The sequence below is a fragment of the Stenotrophomonas sp. P2112 genome (genome assembly GCF_041897515.1).
Taxonomy (GTDB): Bacteria; Pseudomonadota; Gammaproteobacteria; order Xanthomonadales; family Xanthomonadaceae; genus Stenotrophomonas; species Stenotrophomonas sepilia.
On the sequence record NZ_CP169216.1, the window covers coordinates 1676876 to 1702318 of the forward strand.

The window sequence follows — 25443 nt, forward strand, 5'->3', positions numbered from 1 at the left end:
CTCTTTCCTTTGCCGTTGCAGCGCCCCCATGCACCTGTCCCTGCTCAAGACCAAGATCCACCGCGCCACCGTCACCCATTCCGAGCTGAACTACGAAGGCTCGATCGCCATTGATGACAACCTGCTGGCTGCCACTGGCATCCGCGAGTTCGAACAGGTGCACATCTGGGACGTGACCAACGGTGCGCGCTTCTCGACCTATGCCATCCGCGCCGAAGCCGGCAGCGGCGTTGTCTCGCTCAACGGTGGCGCCGCGCGCCACGTGCAGGTCGGTGACATCATCATCATCGCCGCGTTCGCCAGCATGACCGAGCAGGAAGCTGACAGCTTCAAGCCGAAGCTGGTGTACGTTGATGGCAACAACCAGATCACCCACACCAACGACACGATCCCGACCCAGGCCGCATGACAACGAACAACGGATTCGACTCGCTGCACTCCCACGCCCAGCGCCTGAAGGGCGCAAGCATTCCCAGCCTGCTCGCCACCGAACCCGGCCGCGTGCAGGACCTGGCGCTGCGGGTCGGTCCGTTGTACGTCAACTTCGCCCGTCAGAAATACGATGCCGCGGCGCTGCAGGCGTTGCTGGCGCTGGCTGCCGACCGTGATGTCGGTGGCGCCATCACCCGCCTGTTCCGCGGCGAGCAGGTCAATCTGACCGAAGGCCGCGCCGCGCTGCATACCGCGCTGCGTGGCGACGTGGTCGATGCGCCGGTGGCGGCCGAGGCCTATGCCACCGCGCGTGGCATCCGCCAGCGCATGGGCGTGCTGGTGCGCGCGCTGGAAGACAGCGGCGTGACCGATGTGGTCAGTGTCGGCATCGGGGGTTCCGACCTCGGCCCGCGCCTGGTCGCCGATGCGCTGCGCCCGGTCACCGGTGCGCGCCTGCGCGTGCATTTCGTGTCGAACGTGGACGGCGCCGCCATGCAGCGCACGCTGGCCACGTTGGATCCGGCGAAGACCGCCGGCATCCTGATCTCCAAGACCTTCGGCACGCAGGAAACGCTGCTCAACGGCCAGATCCTGCACGACTGGCTGGGTGGCAGCGAGCGCCTGTATGCGGTCAGCGCCAATCCGGAGCGCGCCGCCAAGGCCTTCGCGATCGCCGCCGATCGCGTGCTGCCGATGTGGGACTGGGTCGGTGGCCGTTATTCGCTGTGGTCGGCGGTCGGTTTCCCGATTGCGCTGGCAATCGGCTTCGAGCGCTTTGAACAGTTGCTGGAAGGCGCGGCGCAGATGGATGCGCATGCGCTGGATGCACCGCTGGAGCGCAACCTGCCGGTGCTGCACGGCCTCACCGACATCTGGAACCGCAACCTGCTGGGCCATGCCACACACGCGGTGATGACCTACGACCAGCGCCTGGCGCTGCTGCCGGCTTACCTTCAGCAGCTGGTGATGGAAAGCCTGGGCAAGCGCGTGCAGCGCGACGGCCAGCCGGTCACCGTCGACACCGTGCCGGTGTGGTGGGGTGGGGCGGGCACCGATGTGCAGCACAGCTTCTTCCAGGCGTTGCACCAGGGCACCAGCGTCGTTCCGGCCGACTTCATCGGCTGTGTGCACAACGATGATCCCTATACGATCAATCACCAGGCCTTGCTGGCCAACCTGCTGGCGCAGACCGAAGCGCTGGCCAATGGCCAGGGCAGCGAAGATCCGCACCGCGACTACCCGGGGGGCCGGCCGAGCACGCTGATCCTGCTCGACGCGCTGACCCCGCAGGCGCTGGGTGCACTGATCGCCATGTACGAGCACGCTGTGTACGTGCAGTCGGTGATCTGGAACATCAACGCCTTCGACCAGTTCGGTGTCGAACTGGGCAAGCAGCTGGCCAGTGGCCTGCTGCCGGCGCTGCAGGGCGAGGATGTGGCGGTTGCCGACCCGATGACCCGCGAGATCCTGGCGCAGCTGAAGGGCTGATGCCCGGGTAGTGCCGGCCGCTGGCCGGCATTCCGGTGACGTGCCCAGCGTTCATGAGGTTGCCGGCCAGCGGCCGGCACTACCGCGTCACCGGCTCGGATCGCGTTCCGGACTGGGCCGCTTGGCCAGCTTGCGCTGCAGTGAGCGCCGGTGCATGCCGAGCAGGCGTGCCGCCGCGGACACGTTGCCGCCGGTCTCGTGCATCGCCTGCTGGATGTGTTCCCACTGCAGGCGGCTGATCGGCGTCATCGCATCGGGCACTTCCATTTCGCCATCGTCGGCCGGGCCGTCGTCCTCTTCACCGAGGGCGCGCAGGATCATCGGCACCGTGGCCGGCTTCGGCAGGTAATCATCCGCGCCCAGCTTGATCGCCTCCACTGCGGTGGCGATGCTGGCATAGCCGGTCACCAGCAGGATGCGCATGTCCGCGCGCAGTGCGCGCAGCGGCTGGATCAGCGCCAGGCCGGAATCGCTGCCCAGCTTCAGGTCGATCAGCGCGAACGCCGGCGGATGCTGGCGGGCCAGTGCCAGGGCACTGGCGGCATCCTGTGCGGTCTGTGTTTCCAGGCCCTTGCGGGCCAGGCTGCGCTGCAGGGTGCGCAGGTACAGCTCGTCGTCGTCGACCAGCAGACCAAGGGTTGAGGCGCTCATGGGGTTTCCTCGCGTGGGGCCAGCGGCAGGCGGAAGCCGACGCGGCTGCCGGCCCCCTGGGCCGGGCGCATCCACATCTCGCCGTCGAGGCGTTCGATGGTGGCATGGGACAGGGCCAGGCCGACGCCCATGCCCTCGCTCTTGCTGCTGCCGAACAGCTTGCCCGGCAGCACGGCGGCACGGGCGTCGAAACCATGGCCGTAGTCGCGTACTTCGCCGATCAGGTCGTCGCCCTCCATGCGCAGGTCCAGGTCCACGCGCGGCCGGCCGGCCTTCTCGCCTGCATCGGCGGCATTGTTGAGCAGGACCATCAACAGATGGCCTACGCCCGGGTCGAGCGGCAGCCGCAGCGGCGCATCGTCATTGCGGTGCAGGTCGATGGTCGGCCGCACCAGGCGCCATTGTTCAAGTACCTGCTGGGCGCTGGAATGGCTGCGGCCCGGCGCGTCGGCCGAGGCTGGTGCGGCCAGCGCCAGCACACGTTCCCGGCACTGCACCAGCAGCTCGCGCAGGGTTTCCATGTCTTCGCGCACTTCAGGCTCTTCGCTGCGCTCGGCGACATCGTCGGCGAGCAGGGTCATGGTCGCCAGCGGTGTGTTCAGCTCATGCGCGACCGAGGCGGCATGGGTGGCCAGGGCGACGATGCCCTCGTTGCGGGCGAAGCGCTCACGCAGCGCCGACAGTTCCAGTTCGCGCTCCCGCAGGGCCAGTGCCAGGCGGGTGGAGAAGGCCAGCACCACTGTGGCGGAAATCAGGAAGTTTGCGACCACGCCCCAGCGATTGAGGTCCTGAGAGCGGAAGTAGCCGTCCGGCAGCGCCTGCCCGAAAATGCCGCTGGCGGCGTAGCCGAGCAGGCAGGCCAGCGCGACCGCCAGTGCCCAGCGCAGGGGCAGGGCGAAGGCGGCCAGCGCGATCAGGATCAGGAACAGTGAGCTGAACGGGTTGGCCATGCCGCCGCTCCAGCCCACCATCCAGGTCAGGATGATCACGTCCACCAGGATATGGCCGAATGCGGTCAGCGGCGCAGTGTCGGCCGCTTCCGGGCGCAGCTGGGTATAGACGTTGAACAGGGCCAGCACCGCCACGCCGGCCCACAACGGCAGCTGCGGCAACGGCAGGCCCAGCACCCAGGTCGCGACCAGGATGGTGGCGGCCTGGCCGCCTACGGCAAGCCAGCGCAGGCTGCACAGGGTACGGAGAAACGGGGCGTCGGGACCGGTCATTCACGCTCATCGTATGCGTTCATGCGTGTACATGCCTGCGACAATCGGCCGCAGCCGTGCCGCAGGCTGAATGCGAGTCACCCCGAATGCGGGAGTGGGCGGTAGAATGCGCCCATGCATGACGCCGTCACCCGCCCGACTCCCCCCTCCGATGCCACCGCCTGGCCCCGCCGCCAGACCCATGCCGTCCAGATCGGCGGGGTCACCGTAGGCGGGGGCAAGCCGGTGGTGGTGCAGTCGATGACCAACACCGATACCTCCGACGTGGCCTCCAGCGTGAAGCAGGTGGCCGAGTTGTGGCGTGCAGGTTCGGAGATGGTGCGGTTGACCGTCAACACCGTGGAAGCCGCTGCGGCCATTCCGCGCATCGTCGACAAGCTGGCGATGATGGGTATCGATGTACCGCTGATCGGTGACTTCCACTACAACGGCCACCAGCTGCTCACTGCCGAACCGGCATGTGCGGAAGCGTTGGCCAAGTACCGCATCAACCCGGGCAATGTCGGCTTCGGCAAGAAGAAGGACCTGCAGTTCGCCCAGTTGATCGAGTTCGCGATCCGCTACAACAAGCCGGTGCGCATCGGTGCCAACTGGGGCTCGCTGGACCAGGCCCTGGCGGCCAGGCTGATGGACGAGAACAACCTGCGCGAGCAGCCCTGGGACGCCGGCCGCGTGCTGCGTGAGGCGCTGATCCGTTCGGCGCTGGATTCGGCCGAGCAGGCCGTGGAACTGGGCCTGCCGCGCGATCGGATCGTGCTGTCGGCCAAGGTCAGTGGCGTGCAGGAACTGATCGCGGTGTACCGCGACCTGGCGCAGCGCTCGGACTTCGCCCTGCACCTGGGCCTGACCGAAGCCGGTATCGGCAGCAAGGGCATCGTCGCCTCGTCGGCAGCGCTGAGCGTGCTGCTGCAGGAAGGCATCGGTGACACCATCCGCATCTCGCTGACCCCGGAACCGGGCCAGTCGCGCACGCAGGAAGTGATCGTCGCCCAGGAACTGCTGCAGACCACCGGCCAGCGCGCCTTCACGCCGCTGGTCACGGCCTGCCCGGGCTGCGGCCGCACCACCTCCGAGTTCTTCCAGGAACTGGCCAAAGTGGTGCAGAACCATGTGCGCGAGAAGATGCCGCTGTGGAAGATCCACCACCCGGGTGCGGAGAACATGACCCTGGCGGTGATGGGCTGCATCGTCAATGGGCCGGGTGAGTCGCGCCATGCCAACATCGGCATCTCCCTGCCGGGCACGGGCGAGACGCCGGCAGCACCGGTATTCGTCGATGGCGAGAAGAAGGTGACCCTGCGTGGCGACAACATCGCCCAGGAGTTCGTCGCCCTGATCGACGATTACGTCGAACACAAATATGTCCGAAGCGCCGGATAAGCCTGCGATCCTCGCCGCTCCGGAGTCGGCCTCCGGTTTCCGCCACTGGATGGCGCGCAACGCCTGGCGCCTGGTCCTGCTGTTCGGTGGCGTACTGCTGCCGTTGGCGGGCTTCGTCGCCCTGGCTGACGAAGTGCACGAATTTGAATCGTTCCATTTCGATGCGCCGCTGCTGTGGCAGATGCATGGCCTGCATTCGCCATGGCTGGACCGCTTCTTCGTGCTCATCTCGAAACTGGGCTACGAGTGGTTCCTGATCCCTGCTGACGTGCTGATCATCGGTGCGCTGCTGGGCTACCGGCGCTGGCGCGAGGCGACCTTTGTCGCGGTCAGTTTCGTGGGATCGGCGTTGCTGAACATGGGCAGCAAGCACTTCTTCCAGCGCCAGCGCCCCAGCCTGTGGGAGTCGATTGCGCCGGAATCGACGTTCAGCTTCCCCAGCGGGCACGCCATGGGCTCGATGACCCTTGCCGCGACCCTGGTGCTGCTGGCCTGGAATACCCGCTGGCGCTGGCCGGTACTGCTGCTGGCGCCCCCGTTCAGCCTGCTGGTGAGCGTCTCACGGGTCTATCTGGGCGTGCATTATCCCTCGGACATCCTGGCCGGATGGTGTGCCGCGCTGGTTTGGGTGGTAGGGTGCTATCTGGTCATGTTCAGTCGCCGGCATCCTTGGCGACATCGGGATTCGCCGCCAGCGACGGCCAGCGAAGCATCATCACAGGGGGGTGACGTGGATGACCCTTCCGGGGCGTCTACGTAATAGATCAGTTGTTTCGTTGCAGCAGGTTCTGCAAGACAGGGGGCAAGCACAACGCGCGTTACTGTGATGCGCAAGGCAGAACGCCTGGATCGCGTCCCGGACGCGCTTGCAGGGGTATCGGCGCCCTGCCTAGCTTGACCTGCAATGGCCGCATTCGAAGAGGTACGTGAATGACGATTCGAGTCTACCTGGTGGATGACCATGCGCTGGTCCGCACCGGGATGAAGATGATCCTGTCGGGGGAGACCGACATCGAGGTGGTGGGCGAAGCCGAGACGGGTGAAGACGCACTGCGCGACGTCCGCCAGCTGTTGCCGGACGTGGTGCTGTGCGACCTGCACCTGCCCGGTGTGAGTGGCATGGAAGTGACCGAGCGCATCGTCCGCAGCCACCGCAACACCCGCGTGGTGATCGTATCGGTGCTGGAAGACGGGCCGCTGCCGAAGCGCTTGCTGGAGGCGGGGGCCGCGGGCTACATCGGCAAGGGCTGCGATGCACAGGAGCTGCTGCGCGCGGTGCGCGATGTGGCCATGGGCCGTCGCTACCTGGGCACCAGCATCGCGCAGAACCTGGCCCTGTCGACGGTGGAGGGCAATGGATCGCCGTTCGACAGCCTGTCGCCGCGCGAACTGGAAGTAGCCTTGCTGCTGACCCAAGGCCTGCGCCAGGAAGACATCGCGCGGCGCCTGAGCCTGAGTGCGAAGACGGTGAACACGCACAAGGCGCGGTTGTTCGAGAAGATGGGGATCCACGACAACATCGCGCTGGCGCGCATGGCCAGCCAGTACGGGCTGGTGGATCCGGCGCGGCCGTTGTAAGGGTTTCGGCCAACGGCTGAGCCCCTCGCGGTGGTGCGGTTGGATTTCTGGGGTTGGCCCTGCGGAGGGACCGCGCAGGGGACGCCGTGAATCCATCCCTGAAGGCTCGGGCGCGCCATCCATGGCGCTTACGCCCCTGCGCAATCCCTCCGCAGGGCCACCGACAGTTTCCGTGCGCCGCCACCGCGGAATGAAGATTGAAGAGCAGGAGCGGGTCGCGCGCTGTGCGCGCTCGCAACCTGGGGTCGGATCCCTTTCCCGGCGGGAAAGGGCTCTGACCCCGATCTTCATGTCAGTGGCCGCGCACGCGCTTGATGATCTTCGCGGCGTCGGCGGCGCTGGCGCGCACCTTGCCCCATTCGCCGTCGGCAATCCAGTTGCCCGGCACCATCCACGAACCACCGATGCAGACCACGTTCTTCTGCTCGAGGTACTCGGCGGCGGTGTTCTCGGTGATGCCGCCGGTCGGGCACAGCTTGAGGTCGGCAACCGGGCCGGCCAGTCCCTTGATCATCGCCAGCCCGCCCACGGCTGTGGCCGGGAACAGCTTGCACACGCGGAAACCGCGGGCGTAGAGCGACAGCAGCTCGGTCGGCGTCGCCGCACCCGGCACCACCGGCAGCGGCGCAGCGGCAAGTGCATCAGCCAGCGCCGGCGGCGTCCCCGGGGTCACCAGGAAGTCAGCACCCGCATCGATCGACTGCTGCATCTGCTCCACGGTCAGCACCGTACCGGCGCCCACCACCACGTCCGGCAGCTCGCGCTTGAGCATTGCCAGCGCTTCCATCGCCACCGGCGTGCGCAGCGTCAGCTCGATCGCCGGCAGACCACCTTCCAGCAGCGCCGCACTGACCGCTCGCGCCTGGTCCAGCGTATGAATCGTCACCACCGGCAGGATGCCCGCCGCATGCAACAGCTCCGCCGCCTTCACCTGATGTTGTTCGATACCCATGCTTTTGCCCTTGCCTTTGCTCTTCTTGATTCAGTGGCCGCAGCGCAAATGACGCGCCGGGAATTGTCCAAGGGCAGTAGAGCGCCCTGGCCGGGACTGTGAGCGGCATGGATGCCGCGATCGAGCCCCCATGAATGGGTTTACGGCGTGTCCCGGCCAGGGCGCTCTACTGCCCAAGCCGGGAAGCCTGCCGCGGCTTTTCGCGTCAGGCGTCTTTCGCCTCATGCGGCGCCGCCGCCGCTGCGGCATCGTGCCCCAGCTCATACTCCGCGTCGTACTCCCACGGCCCGCCATCGGCCGCCGCCGGCCCGCACGAAATCGAAATCGCGCCCTGGTCGGCCGGGCCCACCACGCGACGGTTGATCGCGAACAGGTTGCGGCCCAGGTCATGCGCGGCCGGCGCGGTGTTCGGCGCCAGCGGACGTGCTGCCCATTCCGCCGCGTCCACCAGCACTTCCAGCGTGCCGGCCTCGCCGTCGAGGCGGATCATGTCGCCCTCGCGGACCTTGGCCAGCGGGCCACCACGCGCCGCTTCCGGCGTCACATGGATGGCCGCCGGGATCTTGCCCGACGCACCGGACAGGCGGCCGTCGGTGACCAGCGCCACGCGCCGGCCCTGGTTCTGCAGCAGGCCCAGCAGCGGTGCCAGCGAATGCAGTTCGGGCATGCCGTTGGCACGCGGGCCCTGGTAGCGCACCACCGCCACGAAGTCCTGCGGCAGCAGGCCACCGGCGTGCAGCTTGTTCAATACCTGCGGTGCATCGACCACCACCGCAGGTGCTTCGATCGTCCGGTACTGCGGTTTCACCGCCGACAGCTTGATCAGCGACTTGCCGAGGTTGCCACGCAGCAGGCGCAGGCCACCCTGGTGCTCGAACGGATTGTCGACGCCACGAACCACTTCGTCATCGGCGCTGTGTTCCAGGCCCGGCAGGTAGACCAGCCGGCCGTCACGCAGTTGCGGCTCGCGCGCATAGTCGGACATGCCGCCACGCGCGACGCTGACCAGATCGCCGTGCATCAGGCCCGCCTTGATCAGCTCGCCGAACACGAAGGCCGGGCCGCCAGCGGCCGCGAAACGGTTCACGTCGGCCTCGCCGTTCGGGTAGACACGGGCCAGCAGCGGAATCAGCTGCGACAGTTCGTCGAAGTCGTCCCAGGTCAGCACGATGCCGGCCGCACGCGCTACCGCGATCCAGTGGATGGTGTGGTTGGTCGAACCGCCAGTGGCCATCAGCGCGATGACCGCGTTGATGATCGCGCGCTCGTCGATGATCCGGCCCAGCGGGCGGAAATCGTCGCCCAGTGCGGTGATGTCCAGCGCGCGTTCGGTTGCCTCGCGGGTCAGGGCGTCGCGCAGCGGCGTGCCCGGATTGACGAACGATGCGCCCGGCAACTGCACGCCCATGGCTTCCAGCAACACCTGGTTGGAGTTGGCCGTGCCGTAGAAGGTGCAGGTGCCCGCACCGTGGTACGACGCGGACTCGGCTTCCAGCAGCTCTTCGCGGGTGGCCTCACCGGCGGCGTAGCGCTCGCGCACTTCGGCCTTCTGCTTGTTCGGGATGCCCGGGGTCATCGGGCCGGCCGGTACGAACACCGCCGGCAGATGGCCGAAGGCCAGCGCACCGATCAGCAGGCCCGGCACGATCTTGTCGCACACGCCGAGGTAGACGGTGGTATCGAACATGTCATGGCTGAGGCCGATGGCCGTGGCCTGGGCAATGACATCGCGCGAGAACAGCGACAGCTCCATGCCACCACGGCCCTGGGTGACACCGTCGCACATCGCAGGGACGCCGCCGGCGACCTGCGCGGTGGCGCCCAGCTCGCGGGCGATGTCGCGGATCTGTTCGGGATAGGTCTCGAACGGCTGGTGGGCCGACAGCATGTCGTTGTAGGCGGTGATGATGCCCAGGTTCGGCGTCACGCCGCCGCGCAGGCGGCTCTTGTCGGTGCCGCCGCAGGCGGCGAACCCGTGGGCGAGGTTGCCGCAACTCAGGCGGCTGCGGAACGGGCCCTCACGCAGGGAGGCATCGATCGCGGCCAGATAGGCGGCGCGCGAGGCGGCGCTGCGGCGGATGACGCGCTCAGTGATGGCTTGCAGTTGAGGATGGAGGCTCATTGGCTACCGGCGTTCATGGTGGCGAGAGGCAAGCGGCGGCACGGCGCCGCCGCCGACATCAATCAGCCCAGTGGACGCGCAGGCGCGCGCCTTCCAGGTTGATCGCATTGAGGATCGGGTACTGCTGGGCGTCGTTGCTGTCCAGCGCCTGGCGCAGTACCTGCAGCTTCTGCTTGCCACGCAGCAGCAGCAGGCGCTGGCGGCACTGGCGCAGGCCGTGCGGGGTCAGCGTGATGCGCAGCGGCCACTGGTTCGCGCCTGGGCAGCCGGTGGCATCCAGCGCGGCATAGGGCAGGGTGCTTTCCAGTGCGCGTGCGAGGTCTTTCGAGCCCGGGAACAGCGAGGCGGTGTGCCCGTCGTTGCCCATGCCCAGCGCTACCAGGCTCGGCGGCTGGCTGTGCTGCGCCTGCAGGTTGGCGGTGTACACGCATTCGGGCAGTGGCTTGCCGATCCGTACCAGCGGATCGAAGTGGGCGCCCTCAGTGCGCTTGAGCAGGTGCTCGCGCACCAGCCAGGCGTTGCTGTCGCGATCCTGCGGCGACAGCCAGCGCTCGTCGGCCAGGCTCACTTCAACCCGGTCCCAGTGCACGTCCAGCTCGGCCAGTGCCTGGTAGACCGGGGCCGGCGTGGTGCCGCCGGACAACAGGATGCGGGCGCGGCCCACGTCATTGATGTCGTGGTTGAGGGTGCGTGCCATCTCAGCGGCCACCGCTTCGATCCAGCCGTCGGCGTCGCCGTGCTGGATGAACTCGATGCGGTCGTCGTGGAAGCTGGGGTTCATGCGGCAACTCCTGGTGCGTCACGTTCGGCGTCGGTGGCATAGGCGGCGGCGCCAAGCAGTCCGGCGTGGGGATGCATCACCGCCAACGAGGGCACGCGCGCCATGATCGAGGAGAAGCGGCCCTTGTGTTCGAAGCGCTGGCGGAAACCGGAGTGCTGCAGCGAATCGAGCATCTTCGGGGTCAGGCCTCCGGTCAGGAACACGCCATCCCAGGCGCCCTGGGTGAGCACCAGGTCACCGGCGATGGCGCCGAACACGGCGCAGAACACGTCCACGGTGCGCATTGCCTGCGGATCACCGTGCAGGGCGCGGGCGGTCACGTCCACCGGCTGCAGTTGGCCCGGGTCGATACCGGCCATCTCGCACACGGCGCGGTGGATGTTGACCAGGCCGGGGCCACAGATCAGGCGCTCGTTGGAGACGCGGCCGAACTGTTCGGACAGGATCTCGAGGATGCGGATCTCTTCCGGAGTTCCCGGCGGGAAACTGACATGGCCGCCTTCGGTTTCCAGCGGATAGCAGCGGCCGTGGCGCATGATCAGGCCGCCCACGCCGAGGCCGGTACCCGGCCCGATCACTGCGTAGTTGCGCGGCTGGCCCGGCTTGCCCGGAACCCAGGCGGCACCGCCGACCTGGACCACGTCCTCGGGCTGCAGCAATGAGATCGCCATCGCCTGTGCGGCAAAGTCGTTGATCAGGTGCAGTTCGTCGAAACCGAGCATCGCTGCGGTGCGGTTGCGCGAGATCACCCACGGATGGTTGGTGATGCGCGCTTCATCGCCATCAACGCGACCGGCCACTGCGAACACGCCGCGGCTTGCGCTGGCGCCGATCTGTTCCAGGTGGTGGCGCGCCGCATCACCCAGCGAAGGGAACTCCGCCACCGCGTATTCGCGGATGCTGTCCTTCCGCAGCGGCGCGTCCTGCGAGGTATCGGCCAGGGCGAAGCGGGCGTTGGTGCCGCCGATGTCGGCCACCAGCACCGGCTGCGAGCTGGCGCTCATGCCGACGCTCCGCTGTCCGGTGCGTCCACGCCCTGCGGCAGGAACTCGCCGGCATTGCTCGGGCCCCATTGGCCGGCGGGGTAGGGCTCCAGCGGCAGCTTGGCGTCCTTCCACGCGTCGGCGACGCTGTCGATCCAGGCCCACGCTGCACGCACTTCGTCGTCGCGCACGAACAGCGTGTGATTGCCATTGAAGGCATCCAGGAACAGGCGCTCGTACGCGATGCGGCGATGCAGGCCGGTTGGCACTGACAGTTCCAGTTCCAGCGGATGCAGTTCCAGCGCGCCCCATTCCGGGCCGGCCAGGCTGCTCATCAGGCCCAGTTCGATGTTTTCCTGCGGCTGCAGCTGGAACACCAGGCGGTTCGGTGCGGCCTGCGCGCGCTGCGGGCGCTCGAACAGCCAATGGGTGACCGGCTTCAGCGTGACCACCACGCGGGTGGTGCGCTCGGGCAGGCGCTTGCCGGTGACCAGATGGAACGGCACGCCGCTCCAGCGCCAGTTGTCGATATGCGCGGTGACACCGGCGAAGGTTTCCACGTCGCTGCCTTCCGGCGGCTGGTAAGCCTGCGCCGGCTGGCCGTTGATGGTGCCAGCGGTGTAGCGGCCGCGGATGCTGTCACGCGCGGCGTGCTTCGCGTCGAGCGGGCGAAGGGCGCGCAGCACCTTGACCTTCTCGTCACGGATGCGGTCGGCTTCTAGCGACGCCGGCGGCTCCATCGCCACCATGCACAGCAGCTGCAGGATGTGGCTCTGCACCATGTCGCGCAGCGCGCCGGAGCGGGCGTAGTAGGCGTCACGGCCGTCCACGCCTTCGCTCTCGGCCACCAGGATGTGCACCGATTCGATGTAGTTGCGGTTCCACACCGCTTCCAGCAGCGTATTGCCGAAGCGCAGCGCGATCAGGTTCTGCACTGCCGCCTTGCCCAGGTAGTGGTCGAGGCGGAACACGCGGTCCTCGTCGATCCACTGGCCGATGGTGCTGATGATTTCCTCGGCGCTCTCGCTGTCGCTGCCGATCGGCTTCTCCAGCATCAGGCGTGCCGGCGCGGCGAGGGCGCCGCCCTTGGCCAGGCCTTCGCAGGTGGAAATGTACAGGCCCGGCGGAATGGCGAGGTAGCTGACGCACTTGCGGTGCACCAGGTCGGAGACCGCAGCGGCAACCGAGTCGACGTCGCGCAGGTCCACCGAACGGTAGTCGATGCGGCGCAGCAGGGCAGCGATGTCGTCCTGCGTGGCCATCGGCATGGCCTGCTGCAGGCGCGGCCGCAGGATGTCATGGAAGGCTTCGGTGTCATGCCCGGACAGGGCCAGTGCGCGGATGCGGAAGTCCTCCGGCAGCAGGCCGTCGCCAAGCAGGCGAAGCAGCGAAGGGAACAGGTAGCGCTGGGCCAGATCACCTGTGGCACCGAACAGGAAGAGGGTGTCGTGCATCGCTCGAGTTTCAGATCCGGGTGACATCGTTGTCAATCGCTTCATGGCTGGGTTCGGGGGACATCCGCGCAACTGCCTGTCCGAGGTTCGTCAGGGGCGATCTCCGGGGGTGCGGAAGACCGTTCCATTCGAAACCACTACCTCGGCGGAACCTTCGTTCAACCGCCGACGCAGATCGGTGCGCACCGATCATCGGATAGTGCCACGTGAAAACGTTTACATGGCAGAATGGGCAACTGTATTCGATTGCAGTGCTCGCCGTCATGCGGCAGGCGCGCAATCATCACTGCCATCGGGAGGGCCGAGGCAGTCCCAAAAGACAGCCCGGCTTCGGGCGGACCGGATAGGTGATATGGCAAAAGTGCAGTTGCAGGGTGTGCGCAAGGTCTATGACAACGGCCAGGTCGCGGTGAAGGACGCCACCTTCGAGGTCGCCGATGGCGAGCTGATGGTGCTGGTCGGTCCGTCCGGCTGTGGCAAGTCGACCCTGTTGCGGATGGTGGCGGGCCTGGAAGAGATCAGCGGTGGCACGCTGACCATTGGTGATCGCGTGGTCAACGACGTGGCGCCGAAGGATCGCGACATCGCCATGGTGTTCCAGAGCTACGCGTTGTATCCGCACATGACCGTGGCCGAGAACCTGGCCTTCGGCCTGAAGCTGCGCGGGCATGACAAGGCAACCATCGACAAGCGCATCGCCGAAGCCGCGCAGACGCTGGGCCTGACCGAGATGATGGACAAGCTGCCCAAGGCGATGTCCGGTGGCCAGCGTCAGCGCGTGGCACTGGGCCGGGCGCTGGTGCGCGAGCCGGCGGTGTTCCTGCTCGACGAGCCGCTGTCCAACCTCGACGCCAAGCTGCGCCACAGCGTGCGCACCGAGATCGCGCAGCTGCACCGCAAGCTGGGCACCACCATGATCTACGTGACGCACGACCAGGTTGAAGCGATGACCCTGGGCCAGCGCATCGTGGTGCTGAAGGACGGCATCATCCAGCAGATCGATACGCCGATGGCGCTCTACGACCGCCCGGCCAACCTGTTCGTGGCCGGTTTCCTCGGCAGCCCGGCGATGAACGTGCTGCGCGGCACGCTGCAGGGCGATGCCGGCGGCGTGAGCGTGGTCGACGGCGAATGGCGTGCCCCTCTGGGCCAGGCGACGATCGATCCGGCATGGCTGCAGAAGCCGATCGCGGTGGGCGTGCGCCCGGAGCACCTGCAGCCGGCGGCTGCCGATGATGCGCATGCATTCACCGCGCGCATCGAAGGCATCGAACCGGTCGGCAACGAGATCTTCGTCAACATGAGCAGTGGCCAGCACGCGCTGACCATGCGCGTGGCACCACAGTCGCTGCCAGCAGTGGGCGAGCAGATCCGCGTGGCGATTCACCCGCAGGGCCTGCATTTCTTCAACGCAGAGAGCGGCGAGCGCCTGTAGCCGGTAGTGCTGGCCGCTGGCCGGCAACCTCGACCCTGCATGGTTGCCGGCCAACGGCCGGCACTACCATTCCTGCACCCACCCGTGCAGGTCCCCGCCCGCTTCAGCGGGCCAGGCCATCCAGCAGCGGCACGCGCTGCGCAATGGCATCACCCACCTGCAGCTCGGCGTCGCCAGCCTCCAGCGGCAGCACCGCCAGCGCCAGGTCACCGGCTACGCTGGCGATCGTGCCCAGCGTCGCGCCGTCCTGCAGCACGCCATCGCCGGCCTGTGCCGGTGCCGCGGTATGCAGCAGCTGCACCGCGCGCTTGGCCTTGCCGAGGAAGTGGGTGCGGGCGACGATTTCCTGGCCCGGGTAGCAGCCTTTCTTCACGCTGTAGCCATTCAGGCGGTCCAGGCCCAGCTGCTGCGGGGTCCACACTTCGCGCTGGCTTTCGTCCAAGCGCGGCAATCCGTAGCGCAGGTCGGCCTGGCGCCAGGCGAGGGCGAAGGCGGCCTCATCGGTTTCGCTGCCGGATGCAACGGCAGCCGCCGCCCCGATGCGCAGGGTGCGCGGCAGGGCGTCGCTGCCCAGGTCCAGCTCCCAGCCGTCACCTGCAGCGAGCGCGATCGCGGCGCCGCTGGCAGCCTCGGGCGCAGTGAACGCACCGGCCACGGCCAGATCGCTGCGCACCTGTACCTGCACCTTGCGACGGAACACGAAGCGCTGCAGTTGCGACGCAATCTCATCGGCATCGCCGTCGGCCAGCACCAGCATCACGTGATCGTCGGCCAGCCGGAGCAGCTGGAACACTGCCAGGGTGCGGCCCTTGGCAGTCAGCCAGGCGCTCCACTGCCAGTGCAGCAGGGGCAGGGCGGTGACATCGCTGCTGAATTGGGCGTGGGCGAAGGCGGCCGCATCCGGGCCCTGCAGGCTCAGCAGCTGGTGGCCGGGCAGGCGCGGATATCCGACGAAAGCAGGGGGCAGGTTGTCAGGCACGTGAACGAGGTCTAAAATTTGTGCGTTGCGAGACCGAACATGATAGGCCAAACAACCCCCACTCCCGACGACGAATCTGAAGCCCCGCTGGTCCCTGCGGCACCCGTGCCCGTGGAACAGGAAAAAGCAGAGGAATTCGGCGGCCGCGGCGGACTTGATCCGGTGCGGTATGGCGATTGGGAGAAAAACGGACGCTGCATCGATTTCTGATCAGCATTGAGCCAACGCGGCCGCGTGCCGCCCAGCCGAGACAACGAGCCCAGCGAATGGCGACCAGACAACGCCCACTTTCCCCGCACCTTCAGGTGTATCGCTGGCAGATTCAGATGGCCACCTCGATCCTGCATCGAGCCACTGGCATCTTTCTGTCTGTTGGTGCCCTCATCATCGCTGCCGGCCTGCTGGCCCTGATGATGGGGCCCGAGTCCTGGAACTGCTTCACCGGCCATGCCGGGGCCTGGTATGGCCGCGTGTTCCTGTTCGCGTGGACATGGTCGTTCGCCTATCACCTGTGCAATGGCATCCGTCATGTAGTGCAGGACTTCGCCATCGGCTTCAGCATCCCTGCCTTCATCCGCAGCAGCTGGCTGTCGGTCATCGGCAGCCTGGTGATCACCCTGCTGGTGTGGGCCTATGTGATGTTCGGAGGTGCCGCGTGAGCAAGTTCCGTACCCCGCTGAAGAACGTGCGCGGCCTGGGCTCGGCCAAGACCGGCACCGAGCATTTCGTGCACCAGCGCCTGACCGCCGCCGCGCTGGTGGTGCTGGGCATCTGGTTCCTGGTCTTCGTACTGGGCCTGCTGGGCTCGGATTACGCGACCGCCGCCGCCGCCGTGGCCAAGCCGTGGAATGCAGTGCCGCTGATCGGCCTGCTGATCGCCATGTTCTGGCACGCGCAGCTCGGCATGCAGGTCGTGCTGGAAGACTACATCCACGAATCGCTGCTGGCCCTGGTGCTGCAGACCGCGGTGAAGTTCGTCGCCGTGCTCGGCATGATCGTCAGTGTGTTTGCGGTGGGCCGCATCGCCCTCGGCGTTGCCTGAGCCCAGGCACCTACACAGGAATCCAGATTAGATGTCCGCTTACAAGATCACCGAACACAAGTACGACATGGTCGTGGTCGGCGCCGGCGGTGCCGGCCTGCGCGCCACGTTCGGCCTGGCCGCCAAGGGCCTGCAGACCGTGTGCCTGACCAAGGTCTTCCCGACCCGTTCGCACACCGTCGCCGCCCAGGGCGGTATTTCGGCCGCACTCGGCAACATGGGCGAGGACGACTGGCGCTACCACTTCTTCGACACCATCAAGGGTTCGGACTGGCTGGGTGACCAGGACGCCATCGAGTACATGTGCCGTGAGGCCATCCCGGCCATCATCGAACTCGAACACTACGGTGTGCCGTTCTCGCGCACCGCCGAAGGCAAGATCTACCAGCGTCCGTTCGGTGGCATGACCACCAAGTACGGCGAAGGCCCGGCGGCGCAGCGTACCTGCGCGGCGGCCGACCGTACCGGCCACGCGATGCTGCACACCCTGTACCAGCAGTCGCTGAAGCACGATGCGCGCTTCATGATCGAGTACTTCGCGCTCGACCTGATCTTCGACGACGAAGGCGCCTGCCGCGGCGTGCTGGCCCTGGACATGTCCGATGGCACGCTGCACCTGTTCCGCGCCCAGGGCGTGGTGCTGGCCACCGGCGGCTACGGCCGTGCCTACTTCAGCGCTACCTCGGCGCACACCTGCACCGGCGACGGTGGCGGCCTGGCCATGCGTGCCGGCATCGCCATGCAGGACATGGAGTTCGTGCAGTTCCACCCGACCGGCATCTACGGCGCCGGCTGCCTGATCACCGAGGGTGTCCGCGGTGAAGGCGGCATCCTGCGCAACAGCAGCGGCGAGCGCTTCATGGAGCGCTATGCACCGCACTACAAGGACCTGGCCTCGCGCGACGTGGTCAGCCGTTCGATGACCATCGAGATCCGCGAAGGCCGCGGCGTCGGCGAGCACAAGGATCACATCCTGCTCGACCTGACCCACCTCGGCCCGGGCGTGATCGACGAGAAGCTGCCGGGCATCGCCGAGAGCGCCCGCATCTTCGCAGGCGTCGACGTGCACAAGCAGCCGATCCCGGTCATTCCGACCGTGCACTACAACATGGGCGGCATCCCGACCAACTACCACGGTGAAGTGGTGCAGAAGGTCGGCGACAACGACAACGCCGTGGTGCCGGGGCTGTACGCCATCGGCGAAGCGGCCTGCGTGTCCGTGCACGGCGCCAACCGCCTGGGCTCGAACTCGCTGCTCGACCTGGTGGTGTTCGGCCGTGCGGTGGCCAACCGCTGCGCCGAGACCATCAAGCCGGGCGCCGCGCACAAGCCGCTGCCGGCCGATGCCTGCGACAAGGCGCTGGGCCTGCTGGACAAGCTGCGCCACGCCAACGGCGATACCCCGACCTCGGTCATCCGCGACCGCATGCAGCGCACCATGCAGGCCGACGCGGCCGTCTTCCGCACCAGCCAGACGCTGAAGGAAGGCTGCGAGAAGATGGACAAGATCTTCGACTCGTTCCAGGACGTGAAGGTCTCCGACCGTTCGCTGGTCTGGAACTCGGACCTGATCGAGACCTACGAGCTGAACAACCTGCTGCTCAACGCGGTGGCGACGATCAACTCGGCCGAACAGCGCAAGGAAAGCCGTGGTGCGCATGCGCACGAGGACTATCCGGACCGCGACGACGTCAACTGGCAGAAGCACACCCTGGTCAGCGTCGACGAGAAGGGCAAGTGCAGCTTCGACTACCGTCCGGTGCACATGTACACGTTGACCGACGACGTGTCCGTGGTGCCGCCGAAGCCGCGCGTGTACTGATCCGACCCCGCCTACCATGCAATCCGCGCCCACGGGCGCGGGCCGCCTGAGCCAACGAGAGCAGCCATGGCCGAGTTTTCACTCCCCAAGAATTCCAAGATCACGAAGGGCAAGCACTTCCCCGTCAAGAACGGCGGCAAGAATGTGCGCACCTTCAAGATCTACCGCTGGAGTCCGGACGACGACAGCAACCCGCGCACCGATACCTATGAAGTCGATCTGGACGCCTGTGGCCCGATGGTCCTGGACGCCCTGATCAAGATCAAGAACGAGATCGACCCGACCCTGACCTTCCGCCGCTCCTGCCGCGAAGGCATCTGTGGTTCGTGCGCGATGAACATCGACGGCACCAACACCCTGGCCTGCACCCGAGCCATCTCGGACTGCGGCAAGAAGGAAGTGCCGATCTACCCGCTGCCGCACATGAACGTGGTCAAGGATCTGGTTCCGGACCTGACCCACTTCTACGCGCAGTACGCCTCGATCAAGCCGTGGATCCGCACCCAGACCCCGGCACCGCCGGACCGTGAGCGCCTGCAGTCGCCGGAAGACCGCAAGAAGCTCGACGGCCTGTATGAGTGCATCCTGTGCGCCTGCTGCTCGACCAGCTGCCCGAGCTACTGGTGGAACGGCGAGCGTTACCTGGGCCCGGCGATCCTGCTGCAGGCCTATCGCTGGATCATCGACTCGCGCGATGAGGACACCGGCGCGCGCCTGGACGATCTGGAAGATCCGTTCAAGCTGTACCGCTGCCACACCATCATGAACTGTGCCCGGACCTGCCCGAAGGGCCTGAACCCCGCGCTGGCGATCGCCGAGATCAAGAAGCTGATGATGGAGCGCCGCGCCTGATACGGGCCTGGCAGTACCCGGTGGAGCCACGCCACGCGAGGCTGCACCACCCAGTAGAGCCACGCCATGCGTGGCTTTGCTGTATCTGGAGAAGCACGATGGAAGACGATGTCCTGCTGAAGAAGCTGCGCTGGCGCTGCCGCCGCGGCATGCGAGAACTGGACCAGCTGTTTGGCCGCTACCTGGACCACGAATGGCGCACTGCGCCGACCGAAGAGCGCGAGGTTTTCCTGTTCCTGCTCGACTGCGAGGACGATAAGTTGTGGCGCTGGTTCATGGGCTATGAGGCCTGCCCGCATGCGCACGCGATCCCCCTCATGCAGAAGATCCTCGCCCTCAAGCCTTGAGTGGCGCCCCTCGCGGCTGCAGGCCGCCGCCCAGGTCGCGGTGCTGCTGGCCGCCCCCTGGTTGCTGCGTGCCTCCGATCTGCCTGCGCGGCTGCTGATGCCCGCGCTGCTGCTGGCCTGGGGCGTCGGGTTGGCCGAACTGGCCTGGCGCCAGCGCCGGCCGCGCGTGCAGGTGCTTCTGCTTCCGCTTCCCGGGCCACTGCAGGTGGCCGGGCGGGACGTCGATACGCCAAGGCTGGTGGTGCGTGGCCCATGGCTGTTGTTGCTGTGGTGTGAGGATCGGCGCCGCCGGCGCCTGCTGTTCTGGCCGGATGTGCTCGATTCCGGGCAGCGACGTGAACTGCGACTGGCCGTGGCCGCACGCAGCGTTTCCCGTCAGCCCCGGTCGATGGCACCATAAGCTGAATTGACCGGCGTGCCTGCATGTTCAAACCCATTCCCGTGGCCATTGGCCTGCGCTACCTGCGCGCCAAGCGCCGCAACGGCTTCATCTCCTTCATCTCGATGGCATCGATCCTGGGCATCGCGCTCGGCGTTACGGTGCTGATCACCACTCTGGCGGTGATGAGCGGTTTCCAGAAGGAAATCCGCAGTCGCCTGCTGCAGATGACCGCACACACCACCATCAGCCGCGACGGTGAACCGATGCCGGACTGGATGCGCGTGGTCGATGTCGCCCGCAAGGATCCGCGCGTGGCGGGTGCCGCGCCGTACATCGAGATCCAGTCGATGATCAGCGGCCCGCGCGTGCAGGGTGCGATCATCCAGGGCATCGATCCGGCCCTGGAGCCGAAAGTCTCGGTGATCGACAGGAAGGTCACCAAGGGCAGCTATGACAGCCTCAAGCCGGGCAGCTTCAACCTGCTGCTGGGCAAGGAGCTGGCGATCTGGCTGGGCGTGGACGTTGGCGACCAGGTGCTGGTGACTTTTGCCGAAGTGCAGGGTACGCCTGCCGGTGCAGTGCCACGGATGAAGCGCTTCACCGTCAGCGGCATCTTCGAGGCCGGGTACAACGAGGTCGATCGCGGCGTCGGCTTCGCCAACATGCAGGACCTGGAGCGTGTTCTGCGTAGCGACGGCGCCACCGGCGTGCGGCTGAAGCTGCACGACATGGACCGTTCGCTGGAAGTGGGCGTGGACCTGGCGCAGAGCCTCGGTGGCGCCTATCGCGTGAGTGACTGGACGCAGCAGAACGCCAATCTCTACCACTCGCTGCGCATGGAGAAGGTGGTGATGGGCATCCTGCTGTCGCTGATCATCGCCATGGGGGCCTTCAACCTGGTGTCCTCGCAGGTGATGCTGGTGACCGACAAGCAGGCCGACATTGCCATCCTGCGCACCCTGGGCCTGACCCCGGGCGGGGTGATGCAGGTGTTCATGGTGCAGGGCTCGTTGATCGGCATCTTCGGCACGCTGGCCGGCCTGATCGGTGGCATCACCCTGACCCTCAACCTGGAACGCATCCTCGGCGCCATCGAGAGCGTGTTCAACGTCAAGCTGCTGCCGGAGGATGTGTACTACATCACCGGCCTGCCGACCGACATGCAGACCGGCGACGTGGTGGCGATCACAGTGGTCGCGCTGCTGATGAGCTTCCTGGCCACCCTGTATCCCGCCTGGCGGGCAGCACGCACCCAGCCGGCGGAGGCCCTGCGTTATGAATAAGGTCGTCAACCGCGGCGATGAAGTGATCCGCGCCGAAGCGCTGGGCAAGACCTATGCCGAAGGGCGCATGCAGACGCCGGTGTTCGATGGGCTGGACCTGACCGTGACTGCTGGCGAGACGGTGGCGATCATCGGTGCCTCCGGTGCCGGCAAGAGCACGCTGCTGCACCTGCTGGGCGGCCTGGACATTCCGACTGCCGGCGAAGTGTATGTGACCGGCCAGCGCATGTCGGCGCTGTCGGATACCGCGCGCGGTCTGCTGCGCAACCAAGCGCTGGGCTTCGTCTACCAGTTTCATCACCTGCTGCCGGAATTCACCGCGCTGGAAAACGTGATGATGCCGGTGCTGCTGGCCGGCACCGCCGTGGCCGAGGCGAGCAGCCGGGCGACCACGCTGCTGGAAGCGGTCGGCCTCGGCCATCGCCTGGACCACAAGCCGGGCGAGCTGTCCGGCGGCGAACGCCAACGTGCCGCAGTGGCGCGTGCGCTGGTCAACCATCCCGCCTGCGTGCTCGGCGACGAGCCGACCGGCAACCTGGATGACCGCACCGCCGGCACCGTGTTCGAGCTGATGCTGGAACTCAACCGCGCGCGCCATACCAGCCTGGTGCTGGTGACCCACGACCGCAGCCTGGCGCGGCGCCTGGACCGGGTGCTGGAGCTGCGCGAAGGGCGCCTGCACGCGCTGGCCCACGCCGACGTCTGAGCGCTGGGACCGCTTTGGTAGAGGCCGGCCTTGGTCGGCTGCTCCTGCAGCGCAAGCGCCAACCAAGGTTGGCGTCTACCGTGGTCCGGCCAGTAGCCGCCGACCGGCGGCTGAATGGGGCGCGAGCCGTCGCGCCGGCGTTGCCAGGCCAGGCGCATGATGGCGACAGTTCCCCGAGGAGATCGCCATGAAGACCCCGATCCTGATGGCCGGACTCTGCCTGGCACTGGCCGCCTGTGCGACGGCCGGCCGGCTCAGCAGTACCGAAAAACTGGATCTGTACCGTGCCCACGCCGGCGCGCCGCAGAACGACATGCAGTTCTTTGGCAGCCTCAATGGCTGGACCGAGCTGGGCGACAGTGCGCTGGCGGTGTGGACCCGTCCCAGCGAAGCCTATCTGCTGGAGTTGAATGGTCCCTGCCAGGACCTGCCGTATGCGACCGCCATCGGTCTGACCAGCAGCATGGGCCGTGTGTCGTCGCGCTTTGACAAAGTGCTGGTGCGCGACCCCACCGGCGGCCCGCGCCTGCCGTGCTTCATCAACAGCATCCGCAAGCTGGATGTGAAGGCGCTGCGCGCGTCCGAGCAGAAGCTGCGCCAGGCGCAGGTGCAGGAGCGCGAGGAAAACACCGCACCGGCGAAATGATCGAAAAAGGGGACGGAGGGGATTAAGTCGTTTGTGCCACAAACGACTTAATCCCCGCCGTCCCCTTTTGGGTTGTCAGGCTTCCGGGGTGAAGCCGGCCGGCTTTTCCGCGTCCTTCTCGAACAGGAACTTGACCAGTTCGCCTTCAAGGAACGCACGATGTTCCGGCGTGCGCGGCGACAGCCGGTTCTCGTTGATCAGCATGGTCTGGTGGGCCAGCCACGCGGCCCAGGCCTGCTTGCCGATGTTGTTGAAGATGCGCTGGCCCAGCTCGCCGGGGTAGGGCACGAAGTCCAGACCCTCGGCATCGCGTTGTTCGTACTGGCAGAAGACGGTTCGGGGCATGGCATTCACTCGTGGTTACGGGGTTTGCTGGAATTTCGTTTCGGCGTCTTGATCGTGGCGCCGTCGAGCAGTTTGCGGATCGGTGCCGGCAGGCCCAATGCGGGTAGCTCGTCGTTGGCGACCCAGCGCAGCGTGGGTTCTTCCACACGCAGGCCGCGCACCTTCCGTGACAATACCTGCAGGTGCAGCCTGTAGTGGCTGAAGGTGTGCTGCAGCACCGGCAGTTCCTCTGCATCTTCCAGCGAGCCGTCGACATGTGCGTCGAACCAGTCCTGCAGGTCGCTGCCGGCCTCGGCCTGCGGCAGCGTCCACAGCTGCGCCCAGATGCCGGTGTCCGGCCGCTTCTGCAGCAGCACGCGTTGCTGGGCGTCGCGCAGCAGCAGGGCGACCGCTTCGCGTTCGGGCAGGGTCTTGCTGGGCTTGGGCGTGGGCAGTTCAGTGGTGCGGCCTTCGCGCCGCGCCACGCACGCGTCCTGCAGCGGGCAGATCACGCAGGCCGGCTTGGCCCGGCTGCATACCGTCGCGCCCAGATCCATCTGCGCCTGGGTGTAATCGGCCATGCGCCCGGCCGGCACCTGCGCGACGTGCGCCTGGGCAATCGCCCACAGTTGTTTCTCGATGGCCGGCAGGCCGGGAAAGCCGTCGATGCCGTGGTAGCGGCTGAGCACGCGCTTGACGTTGCCGTCGAGAATCGCGAACCGATCGTTCCATGTCTGGCTGAGGATCGCACCGGCGGTGCTGCGGCCGATGCCGGGCAGGGCATGCAATGCATCGAAATCGCGCGGCAGGTCGCCGTCGTGCAGTTCCACGCAGCGCTTTGCGGCGGCATGCAGGTTGCGTGCGCGGGCGTAGTAGCCGAGCCCGGCCCACTGCGCCATCACCGCGTCATTGCTGGCGGCGGCGAGCTCGGGCAGGGTTGGGAAGTGCTGCAGGAACCGATGGAAGTACGGGATGACCGTGGCCACCTGGGTCTGCTGCAGCATGATCTCCGACAACCAGACCCGATAGGGGCTGCGCGGGTGCTGCCAGGGCAGGTCATGGCGACCGTGGTCGTCGAACCAGTGCAGCAGGCGGGCGACGAAGTCGTCTTCCTTGGCAGTGTCGGCGCTGGCGTGCGGCTGGCGGGGCATGAGTGTTCCGGAAGGAGGCAGCCACCCATGGGGTGGCTCTACCAGATCGCAGTAGAGCCACGCCATGCGTGGCTGCACGGTGTATCAGGCGCCCAATGCTTCGGGCAGCAGGGCGTCGACGAAGGCTTCCGGGTCGAATACACGCAGGTCTTCCGGGCGCTCGCCAATGCCGGCGAAGCGGATCGGAATGCCGAACTCGCGGGCCAGTGCGAACACCACGCCGCCCTTGGCGGTGCCGTCCAGCTTGGTCACCACCAGGCCGGTCACGTTCACTGCGGCATTGAACTGGCGCAGCTGCGACAGCGCGTTCTGGCCGGTGGTGCCGTCGATCACCATCAGCACTTCGTGCGGGGCGGTGGGGTCGATCTTGCCGAGCACGCGGCGGATCTTGCCCAGCTCGTTCATCAGCCCGGACTGGGTGTGCAGGCGGCCGGCGGTATCGGCGATCAGCACCGAGGTGCCGCGGGCCTTGCCGGCCTGCAGCGCGTCGAATGCCACCGAAGCGGCATCGGCGTTCTGCCCCTGCGCAACCACGGCCACGCCGTTGCGCTCGCCCCAGGCCTGCAGCTGGGCCACGGCGGCGGCGCGGAAGGTATCGCCGGCAGCCAGCATCAGGCTGTGGCCGTCATCCTTGAAGCGCTTGGCCAGCTTGCCGATGGTGGTGGTCTTGCCGACGCCGTTGACGCCGACGGTGAGCACTACGAAGGGCTTGGCATTGCGGTCGATCACCAGCGGCTTGGCCACCGGCTGCAGGATCGCGATCAGCTCGGCGCGCAGCGCGGCCAGCAGCGCATTGGCGTCGGCGAACTCGCGCGACTTCATGCGCTTGCGCAGGCCCTCGACCAGATCGGTGGTGGCGCCCACGCCGACGTCGGCGGTGATCAGGGCGGTTTCCAGCTCGTCCAGCAGATCGTCGTCGAGCTTGGGGTTGCGCGAGAACAGGCCGCCGAAGCTGCGCGCGATGACGCTGTTGCGCAGGCGCTCGCGCCAGCCGGGCTTGCCGGCGGGCGCCGGAGGGGCATCCACCAGCGCAGGCAGGTCGGTGGCCGGGGCGGTGGGTTCCTCGACCGGAATGACCGGAGCCAGAGGAGCCAGCACAGCGGCCGCAGCGAGCGCTTCAGCCTGGACGTCCTCGGGCGCGGTGGCCGGCTGCGCAGCTGGCACGGCAGGCACTTCGGCGACCGGGGCCGATTCCGGTGCAGGTGCGGGTGCATTGGCTTCGACCACCGCGGCGGTGGGTGCGTCTTCGGCCGGGGCGGCCGACGGGAACGCCGCCGCCAGCTCTTCAGCCGAGTAGTGCTGGGTCTTGGACGCCTCCGTGGTGGGGGCATCCTGGGGCTTCTTGCGGCGGAAAAAACTGAGCATTGGCAAAAGGCGCTGAAATCAGAGGGATATGCTACCACTCGGGCCTGTCGGGCCGATGTGGACTC

27 protein-coding genes are annotated in these 25443 nt (G+C 67.1%); 16 read left to right on the forward strand and 11 right to left on the reverse strand.

The features are described from left to right. The first annotated feature begins 28 nt into the window (after nt 1-28). Together panD and pgi are read left to right on the forward strand one after the other, a co-directional pair. Nucleotides 29-409 carry an aspartate 1-decarboxylase gene (gene panD, locus ACEPA4_RS07865; RefSeq protein WP_006432456.1) on the forward strand — a complete coding sequence of 127 codons (381 nt, stop codon included), beginning with the start codon at nt 29-31 and terminating at the stop codon, nt 407-409. Then, nucleotides 406-1920, forward strand: coding sequence for a glucose-6-phosphate isomerase (gene pgi, locus ACEPA4_RS07870; RefSeq protein WP_139726968.1), 1515 nt, complete (start codon nt 406-408; stop codon nt 1918-1920). The genes panD and pgi overlap by 4 nt, the downstream gene beginning before the upstream one ends. A gap of 87 nt (nt 1921-2007) precedes the next feature. Here pgi and ACEPA4_RS07875 read toward each other — a convergent pair whose 3' ends face one another. Then, nucleotides 2008-2571: a response regulator transcription factor gene (locus ACEPA4_RS07875; RefSeq protein ID WP_005409063.1), complete on the reverse strand. Its 564-nt coding sequence runs from the start codon at nt 2569-2571 to the stop codon at nt 2008-2010. Beyond that, entirely contained in the window at nt 2568-3794 is a 1227-nt protein-coding gene (locus tag ACEPA4_RS07880) for an ATP-binding protein (RefSeq protein ID WP_164093461.1), read from the reverse strand. The genes ACEPA4_RS07875 and ACEPA4_RS07880 overlap by 4 nt, the downstream gene beginning before the upstream one ends. 114 nt (nt 3795-3908) lie before the next feature. Between ACEPA4_RS07880 and ispG the strand changes: the two genes are divergently transcribed. From ispG to ACEPA4_RS07895, 3 genes are all read left to right on the forward strand, one after another. Continuing rightward, the gene (ispG, locus tag ACEPA4_RS07885) at nt 3909-5174 is read left to right on the forward strand and encodes a flavodoxin-dependent (E)-4-hydroxy-3-methylbut-2-enyl-diphosphate synthase (protein ID WP_049423521.1); all 1266 of its coding nucleotides are present in this window, start codon (nt 3909-3911) and stop codon (nt 5172-5174) included. Next, nucleotides 5155-5934 (forward strand): phosphatase PAP2 family protein, encoded by a 780-nt coding sequence (locus ACEPA4_RS07890; protein ID WP_065185210.1) that lies wholly within the window; start codon nt 5155-5157, stop codon nt 5932-5934. The genes ispG and ACEPA4_RS07890 overlap by 20 nt, the downstream gene beginning before the upstream one ends. A 170-nt stretch (nt 5935-6104) precedes the next feature. Continuing rightward, nucleotides 6105-6752: a response regulator gene (locus ACEPA4_RS07895; protein WP_005416124.1), complete on the forward strand. Its 648-nt coding sequence runs from the start codon at nt 6105-6107 to the stop codon at nt 6750-6752. A gap of 292 nt (nt 6753-7044) precedes the next feature. On the opposite strand, the gene eda is transcribed toward ACEPA4_RS07895, so the two are convergent. The 5 genes from eda to zwf form a co-directional block, all read right to left on the reverse strand. Further along, on the reverse strand, nt 7045-7704 hold the full coding sequence (gene eda, locus ACEPA4_RS07900; protein WP_065185209.1) for a bifunctional 4-hydroxy-2-oxoglutarate aldolase/2-dehydro-3-deoxy-phosphogluconate aldolase: 660 nt from the start codon (nt 7702-7704) through the stop codon (nt 7045-7047). Between the two features lie 205 nt (nt 7705-7909). Next, nucleotides 7910-9826 (reverse strand): phosphogluconate dehydratase, encoded by a 1917-nt coding sequence (edd, locus tag ACEPA4_RS07905; RefSeq protein ID WP_005416126.1) that lies wholly within the window; start codon nt 9824-9826, stop codon nt 7910-7912. A gap of 58 nt (nt 9827-9884) precedes the next feature. After that, nucleotides 9885-10607, reverse strand: a complete 723-nt coding sequence (pgl, locus tag ACEPA4_RS07910) for a 6-phosphogluconolactonase (RefSeq protein WP_065185208.1) — start codon at nt 10605-10607, stop codon at nt 9885-9887. Then, the gene (gene glk / locus ACEPA4_RS07915; protein ID WP_005416128.1) at nt 10604-11611 is read right to left on the reverse strand and encodes a glucokinase; all 1008 of its coding nucleotides are present in this window, start codon (nt 11609-11611) and stop codon (nt 10604-10606) included. Before glk ends, pgl begins: the two co-directional genes overlap by 4 nt. Continuing rightward, nucleotides 11608-13044, reverse strand: a complete 1437-nt coding sequence (gene zwf / locus ACEPA4_RS07920) for a glucose-6-phosphate dehydrogenase (RefSeq protein WP_005416129.1) — start codon at nt 13042-13044, stop codon at nt 11608-11610. The genes glk and zwf overlap by 4 nt, the downstream gene beginning before the upstream one ends. 352 nt (nt 13045-13396) lie before the next feature. Here zwf and ACEPA4_RS07925 point away from each other — a divergent pair, with 352 nt between their 5' ends. Continuing rightward, nucleotides 13397-14479, forward strand: a complete 1083-nt coding sequence (locus ACEPA4_RS07925) for an ABC transporter ATP-binding protein (RefSeq protein WP_065179413.1) — start codon at nt 13397-13399, stop codon at nt 14477-14479. A gap of 103 nt (nt 14480-14582) precedes the next feature. Here the strand turns inward: ACEPA4_RS07925 and ACEPA4_RS07930 are convergent, their stop codons facing one another. Beyond that, on the reverse strand, nt 14583-15458 hold the full coding sequence (locus ACEPA4_RS07930) for a folate-binding protein YgfZ (protein ID WP_065179414.1): 876 nt from the start codon (nt 15456-15458) through the stop codon (nt 14583-14585). Nucleotides 15459-15497: 39 nt separating this feature from the next. On the opposite strand from ACEPA4_RS07930, the gene ACEPA4_RS07935 reads away from it, so the two are divergent. The 10 genes from ACEPA4_RS07935 (at nt 15498) to ACEPA4_RS07980 (ending at nt 22538) form a co-directional block, all read left to right on the forward strand. After that, nucleotides 15498-15668, forward strand: a complete 171-nt coding sequence (locus ACEPA4_RS07935) for a DUF1674 domain-containing protein (RefSeq protein ID WP_005409075.1) — start codon at nt 15498-15500, stop codon at nt 15666-15668. 56 nt (nt 15669-15724) lie between these two features. Further along, entirely contained in the window at nt 15725-16117 is a 393-nt protein-coding gene (gene sdhC / locus ACEPA4_RS07940; RefSeq protein WP_005416132.1) for a succinate dehydrogenase, cytochrome b556 subunit, read from the forward strand. Beyond that, the gene (sdhD, locus tag ACEPA4_RS07945; RefSeq protein WP_005409077.1) at nt 16114-16500 is read left to right on the forward strand and encodes a succinate dehydrogenase, hydrophobic membrane anchor protein; all 387 of its coding nucleotides are present in this window, start codon (nt 16114-16116) and stop codon (nt 16498-16500) included. The genes sdhC and sdhD overlap by 4 nt, the downstream gene beginning before the upstream one ends. Before the next feature lie 31 nt (nt 16501-16531). After that, nucleotides 16532-18322: a succinate dehydrogenase flavoprotein subunit gene (gene sdhA / locus ACEPA4_RS07950; RefSeq protein ID WP_014036803.1), complete on the forward strand. Its 1791-nt coding sequence runs from the start codon at nt 16532-16534 to the stop codon at nt 18320-18322. Between the two features lie 66 nt (nt 18323-18388). Further along, nucleotides 18389-19174, forward strand: a complete 786-nt coding sequence (locus tag ACEPA4_RS07955; RefSeq protein WP_005409079.1) for a succinate dehydrogenase iron-sulfur subunit — start codon at nt 18389-18391, stop codon at nt 19172-19174. A gap of 98 nt (nt 19175-19272) precedes the next feature. After that, nucleotides 19273-19521, forward strand: a complete 249-nt coding sequence (locus ACEPA4_RS07960) for a succinate dehydrogenase assembly factor 2 (RefSeq protein ID WP_005416134.1) — start codon at nt 19273-19275, stop codon at nt 19519-19521. Beyond that, complete coding sequence (locus ACEPA4_RS07965; protein ID WP_374083025.1) at nt 19472-19921, forward strand: hypothetical protein; 450 nt, start codon at nt 19472-19474, stop codon at nt 19919-19921. The genes ACEPA4_RS07960 and ACEPA4_RS07965 overlap by 50 nt, the downstream gene beginning before the upstream one ends. 23 nt (nt 19922-19944) lie before the next feature. Further along, nucleotides 19945-21186: a lipoprotein-releasing ABC transporter permease subunit gene (locus tag ACEPA4_RS07970; protein WP_053500548.1), complete on the forward strand. Its 1242-nt coding sequence runs from the start codon at nt 19945-19947 to the stop codon at nt 21184-21186. Further along, nucleotides 21179-21892 carry a lipoprotein-releasing ABC transporter ATP-binding protein LolD gene (gene lolD, locus ACEPA4_RS07975; protein ID WP_032954095.1) on the forward strand — a complete coding sequence of 238 codons (714 nt, stop codon included), beginning with the start codon at nt 21179-21181 and terminating at the stop codon, nt 21890-21892. The genes ACEPA4_RS07970 and lolD overlap by 8 nt, the downstream gene beginning before the upstream one ends. Nucleotides 21893-22079: 187 nt before the next feature. Beyond that, entirely contained in the window at nt 22080-22538 is a 459-nt protein-coding gene (locus ACEPA4_RS07980) for a DUF6491 family protein (protein WP_262090852.1), read from the forward strand. A 75-nt stretch (nt 22539-22613) separates the two neighbouring features. Here the strand turns inward: ACEPA4_RS07980 and ACEPA4_RS07985 are convergent, their stop codons facing one another. The 3 genes from ACEPA4_RS07985 to ftsY form a co-directional block, all read right to left on the reverse strand. Beyond that, nucleotides 22614-22883, reverse strand: coding sequence for an oxidative damage protection protein (locus ACEPA4_RS07985; protein ID WP_014036808.1), 270 nt, complete (start codon nt 22881-22883; stop codon nt 22614-22616). A 5-nt stretch (nt 22884-22888) separates the two neighbouring features. Next, a complete protein-coding gene (gene mutY, locus ACEPA4_RS07990) occupies nt 22889-24013 on the reverse strand; it encodes an A/G-specific adenine glycosylase (RefSeq protein WP_262090851.1) in 1125 nt (374 codons plus the stop codon). Nucleotides 24014-24097: 84 nt separating this feature from the next. Further along, nucleotides 24098-25378, reverse strand: coding sequence for a signal recognition particle-docking protein FtsY (ftsY, locus tag ACEPA4_RS07995; RefSeq protein WP_005416141.1), 1281 nt, complete (start codon nt 25376-25378; stop codon nt 24098-24100). Nucleotides 25379-25443 lie beyond the last annotated feature (65 nt).

Excerpts from the sequence above, each read along its gene's own strand:
- ACEPA4_RS07880 (WP_164093461.1), bottom strand. The coding sequence starts at position 3,794 with ATGACCGGTCCCGACGCCCCGTTTCTCCGTACCCTGTGCAGCCTGCGC.
- edd (WP_005416126.1), bottom strand. The coding sequence starts at position 9,826 with ATGAGCCTCCATCCTCAACTGCAAGCCATCACTGAGCGCGTCATCCGC.
- ACEPA4_RS07925 (WP_065179413.1), top strand. The coding sequence starts at position 13,397 with ATGGCAAAAGTGCAGTTGCAGGGTGTGCGCAAGGTCTATGACAACGGC.
- ACEPA4_RS07970 (WP_053500548.1), top strand. The coding sequence starts at position 19,945 with ATGTTCAAACCCATTCCCGTGGCCATTGGCCTGCGCTACCTGCGCGCC.
- glk (WP_005416128.1), bottom strand. The coding sequence starts at position 11,611 with ATGAGCGCCAGCTCGCAGCCGGTGCTGGTGGCCGACATCGGCGGCACC.
- ACEPA4_RS07935 (WP_005409075.1), top strand. The coding sequence starts at position 15,498 with ATGATAGGCCAAACAACCCCCACTCCCGACGACGAATCTGAAGCCCCG.
- sdhA (WP_014036803.1), top strand. The coding sequence starts at position 16,532 with ATGTCCGCTTACAAGATCACCGAACACAAGTACGACATGGTCGTGGTC.
- ACEPA4_RS07890 (WP_065185210.1), top strand. The coding sequence starts at position 5,155 with ATGTCCGAAGCGCCGGATAAGCCTGCGATCCTCGCCGCTCCGGAGTCG.
- ispG (WP_049423521.1), top strand. The coding sequence starts at position 3,909 with ATGCATGACGCCGTCACCCGCCCGACTCCCCCCTCCGATGCCACCGCC.
- ACEPA4_RS07875 (WP_005409063.1), bottom strand. The coding sequence starts at position 2,571 with ATGAGCGCCTCAACCCTTGGTCTGCTGGTCGACGACGACGAGCTGTAC.
- ACEPA4_RS07955 (WP_005409079.1), top strand. The coding sequence starts at position 18,389 with ATGGCCGAGTTTTCACTCCCCAAGAATTCCAAGATCACGAAGGGCAAG.
- zwf (WP_005416129.1), bottom strand. The coding sequence starts at position 13,044 with ATGCACGACACCCTCTTCCTGTTCGGTGCCACAGGTGATCTGGCCCAG.
- ACEPA4_RS07985 (WP_014036808.1), bottom strand. The coding sequence starts at position 22,883 with ATGCCCCGAACCGTCTTCTGCCAGTACGAACAACGCGATGCCGAGGGT.
- lolD (WP_032954095.1), top strand. The coding sequence starts at position 21,179 with ATGAATAAGGTCGTCAACCGCGGCGATGAAGTGATCCGCGCCGAAGCG.
- mutY (WP_262090851.1), bottom strand. The coding sequence starts at position 24,013 with ATGCCCCGCCAGCCGCACGCCAGCGCCGACACTGCCAAGGAAGACGAC.
- ACEPA4_RS07980 (WP_262090852.1), top strand. The coding sequence starts at position 22,080 with ATGAAGACCCCGATCCTGATGGCCGGACTCTGCCTGGCACTGGCCGCC.
- sdhC (WP_005416132.1), top strand. The coding sequence starts at position 15,725 with ATGGCGACCAGACAACGCCCACTTTCCCCGCACCTTCAGGTGTATCGC.
- pgl (WP_065185208.1), bottom strand. The coding sequence starts at position 10,607 with ATGAACCCCAGCTTCCACGACGACCGCATCGAGTTCATCCAGCACGGC.
- ACEPA4_RS07965 (WP_374083025.1), top strand. The coding sequence starts at position 19,472 with ATGCGCACGCGATCCCCCTCATGCAGAAGATCCTCGCCCTCAAGCCTT.
- ftsY (WP_005416141.1), bottom strand. The coding sequence starts at position 25,378 with ATGCTCAGTTTTTTCCGCCGCAAGAAGCCCCAGGATGCCCCCACCACG.
- ACEPA4_RS07895 (WP_005416124.1), top strand. The coding sequence starts at position 6,105 with ATGACGATTCGAGTCTACCTGGTGGATGACCATGCGCTGGTCCGCACC.
- ACEPA4_RS07960 (WP_005416134.1), top strand. The coding sequence starts at position 19,273 with ATGGAAGACGATGTCCTGCTGAAGAAGCTGCGCTGGCGCTGCCGCCGC.
- eda (WP_065185209.1), bottom strand. The coding sequence starts at position 7,704 with ATGGGTATCGAACAACATCAGGTGAAGGCGGCGGAGCTGTTGCATGCG.
- pgi (WP_139726968.1), top strand. The coding sequence starts at position 406 with ATGACAACGAACAACGGATTCGACTCGCTGCACTCCCACGCCCAGCGC.
- panD (WP_006432456.1), top strand. The coding sequence starts at position 29 with ATGCACCTGTCCCTGCTCAAGACCAAGATCCACCGCGCCACCGTCACC.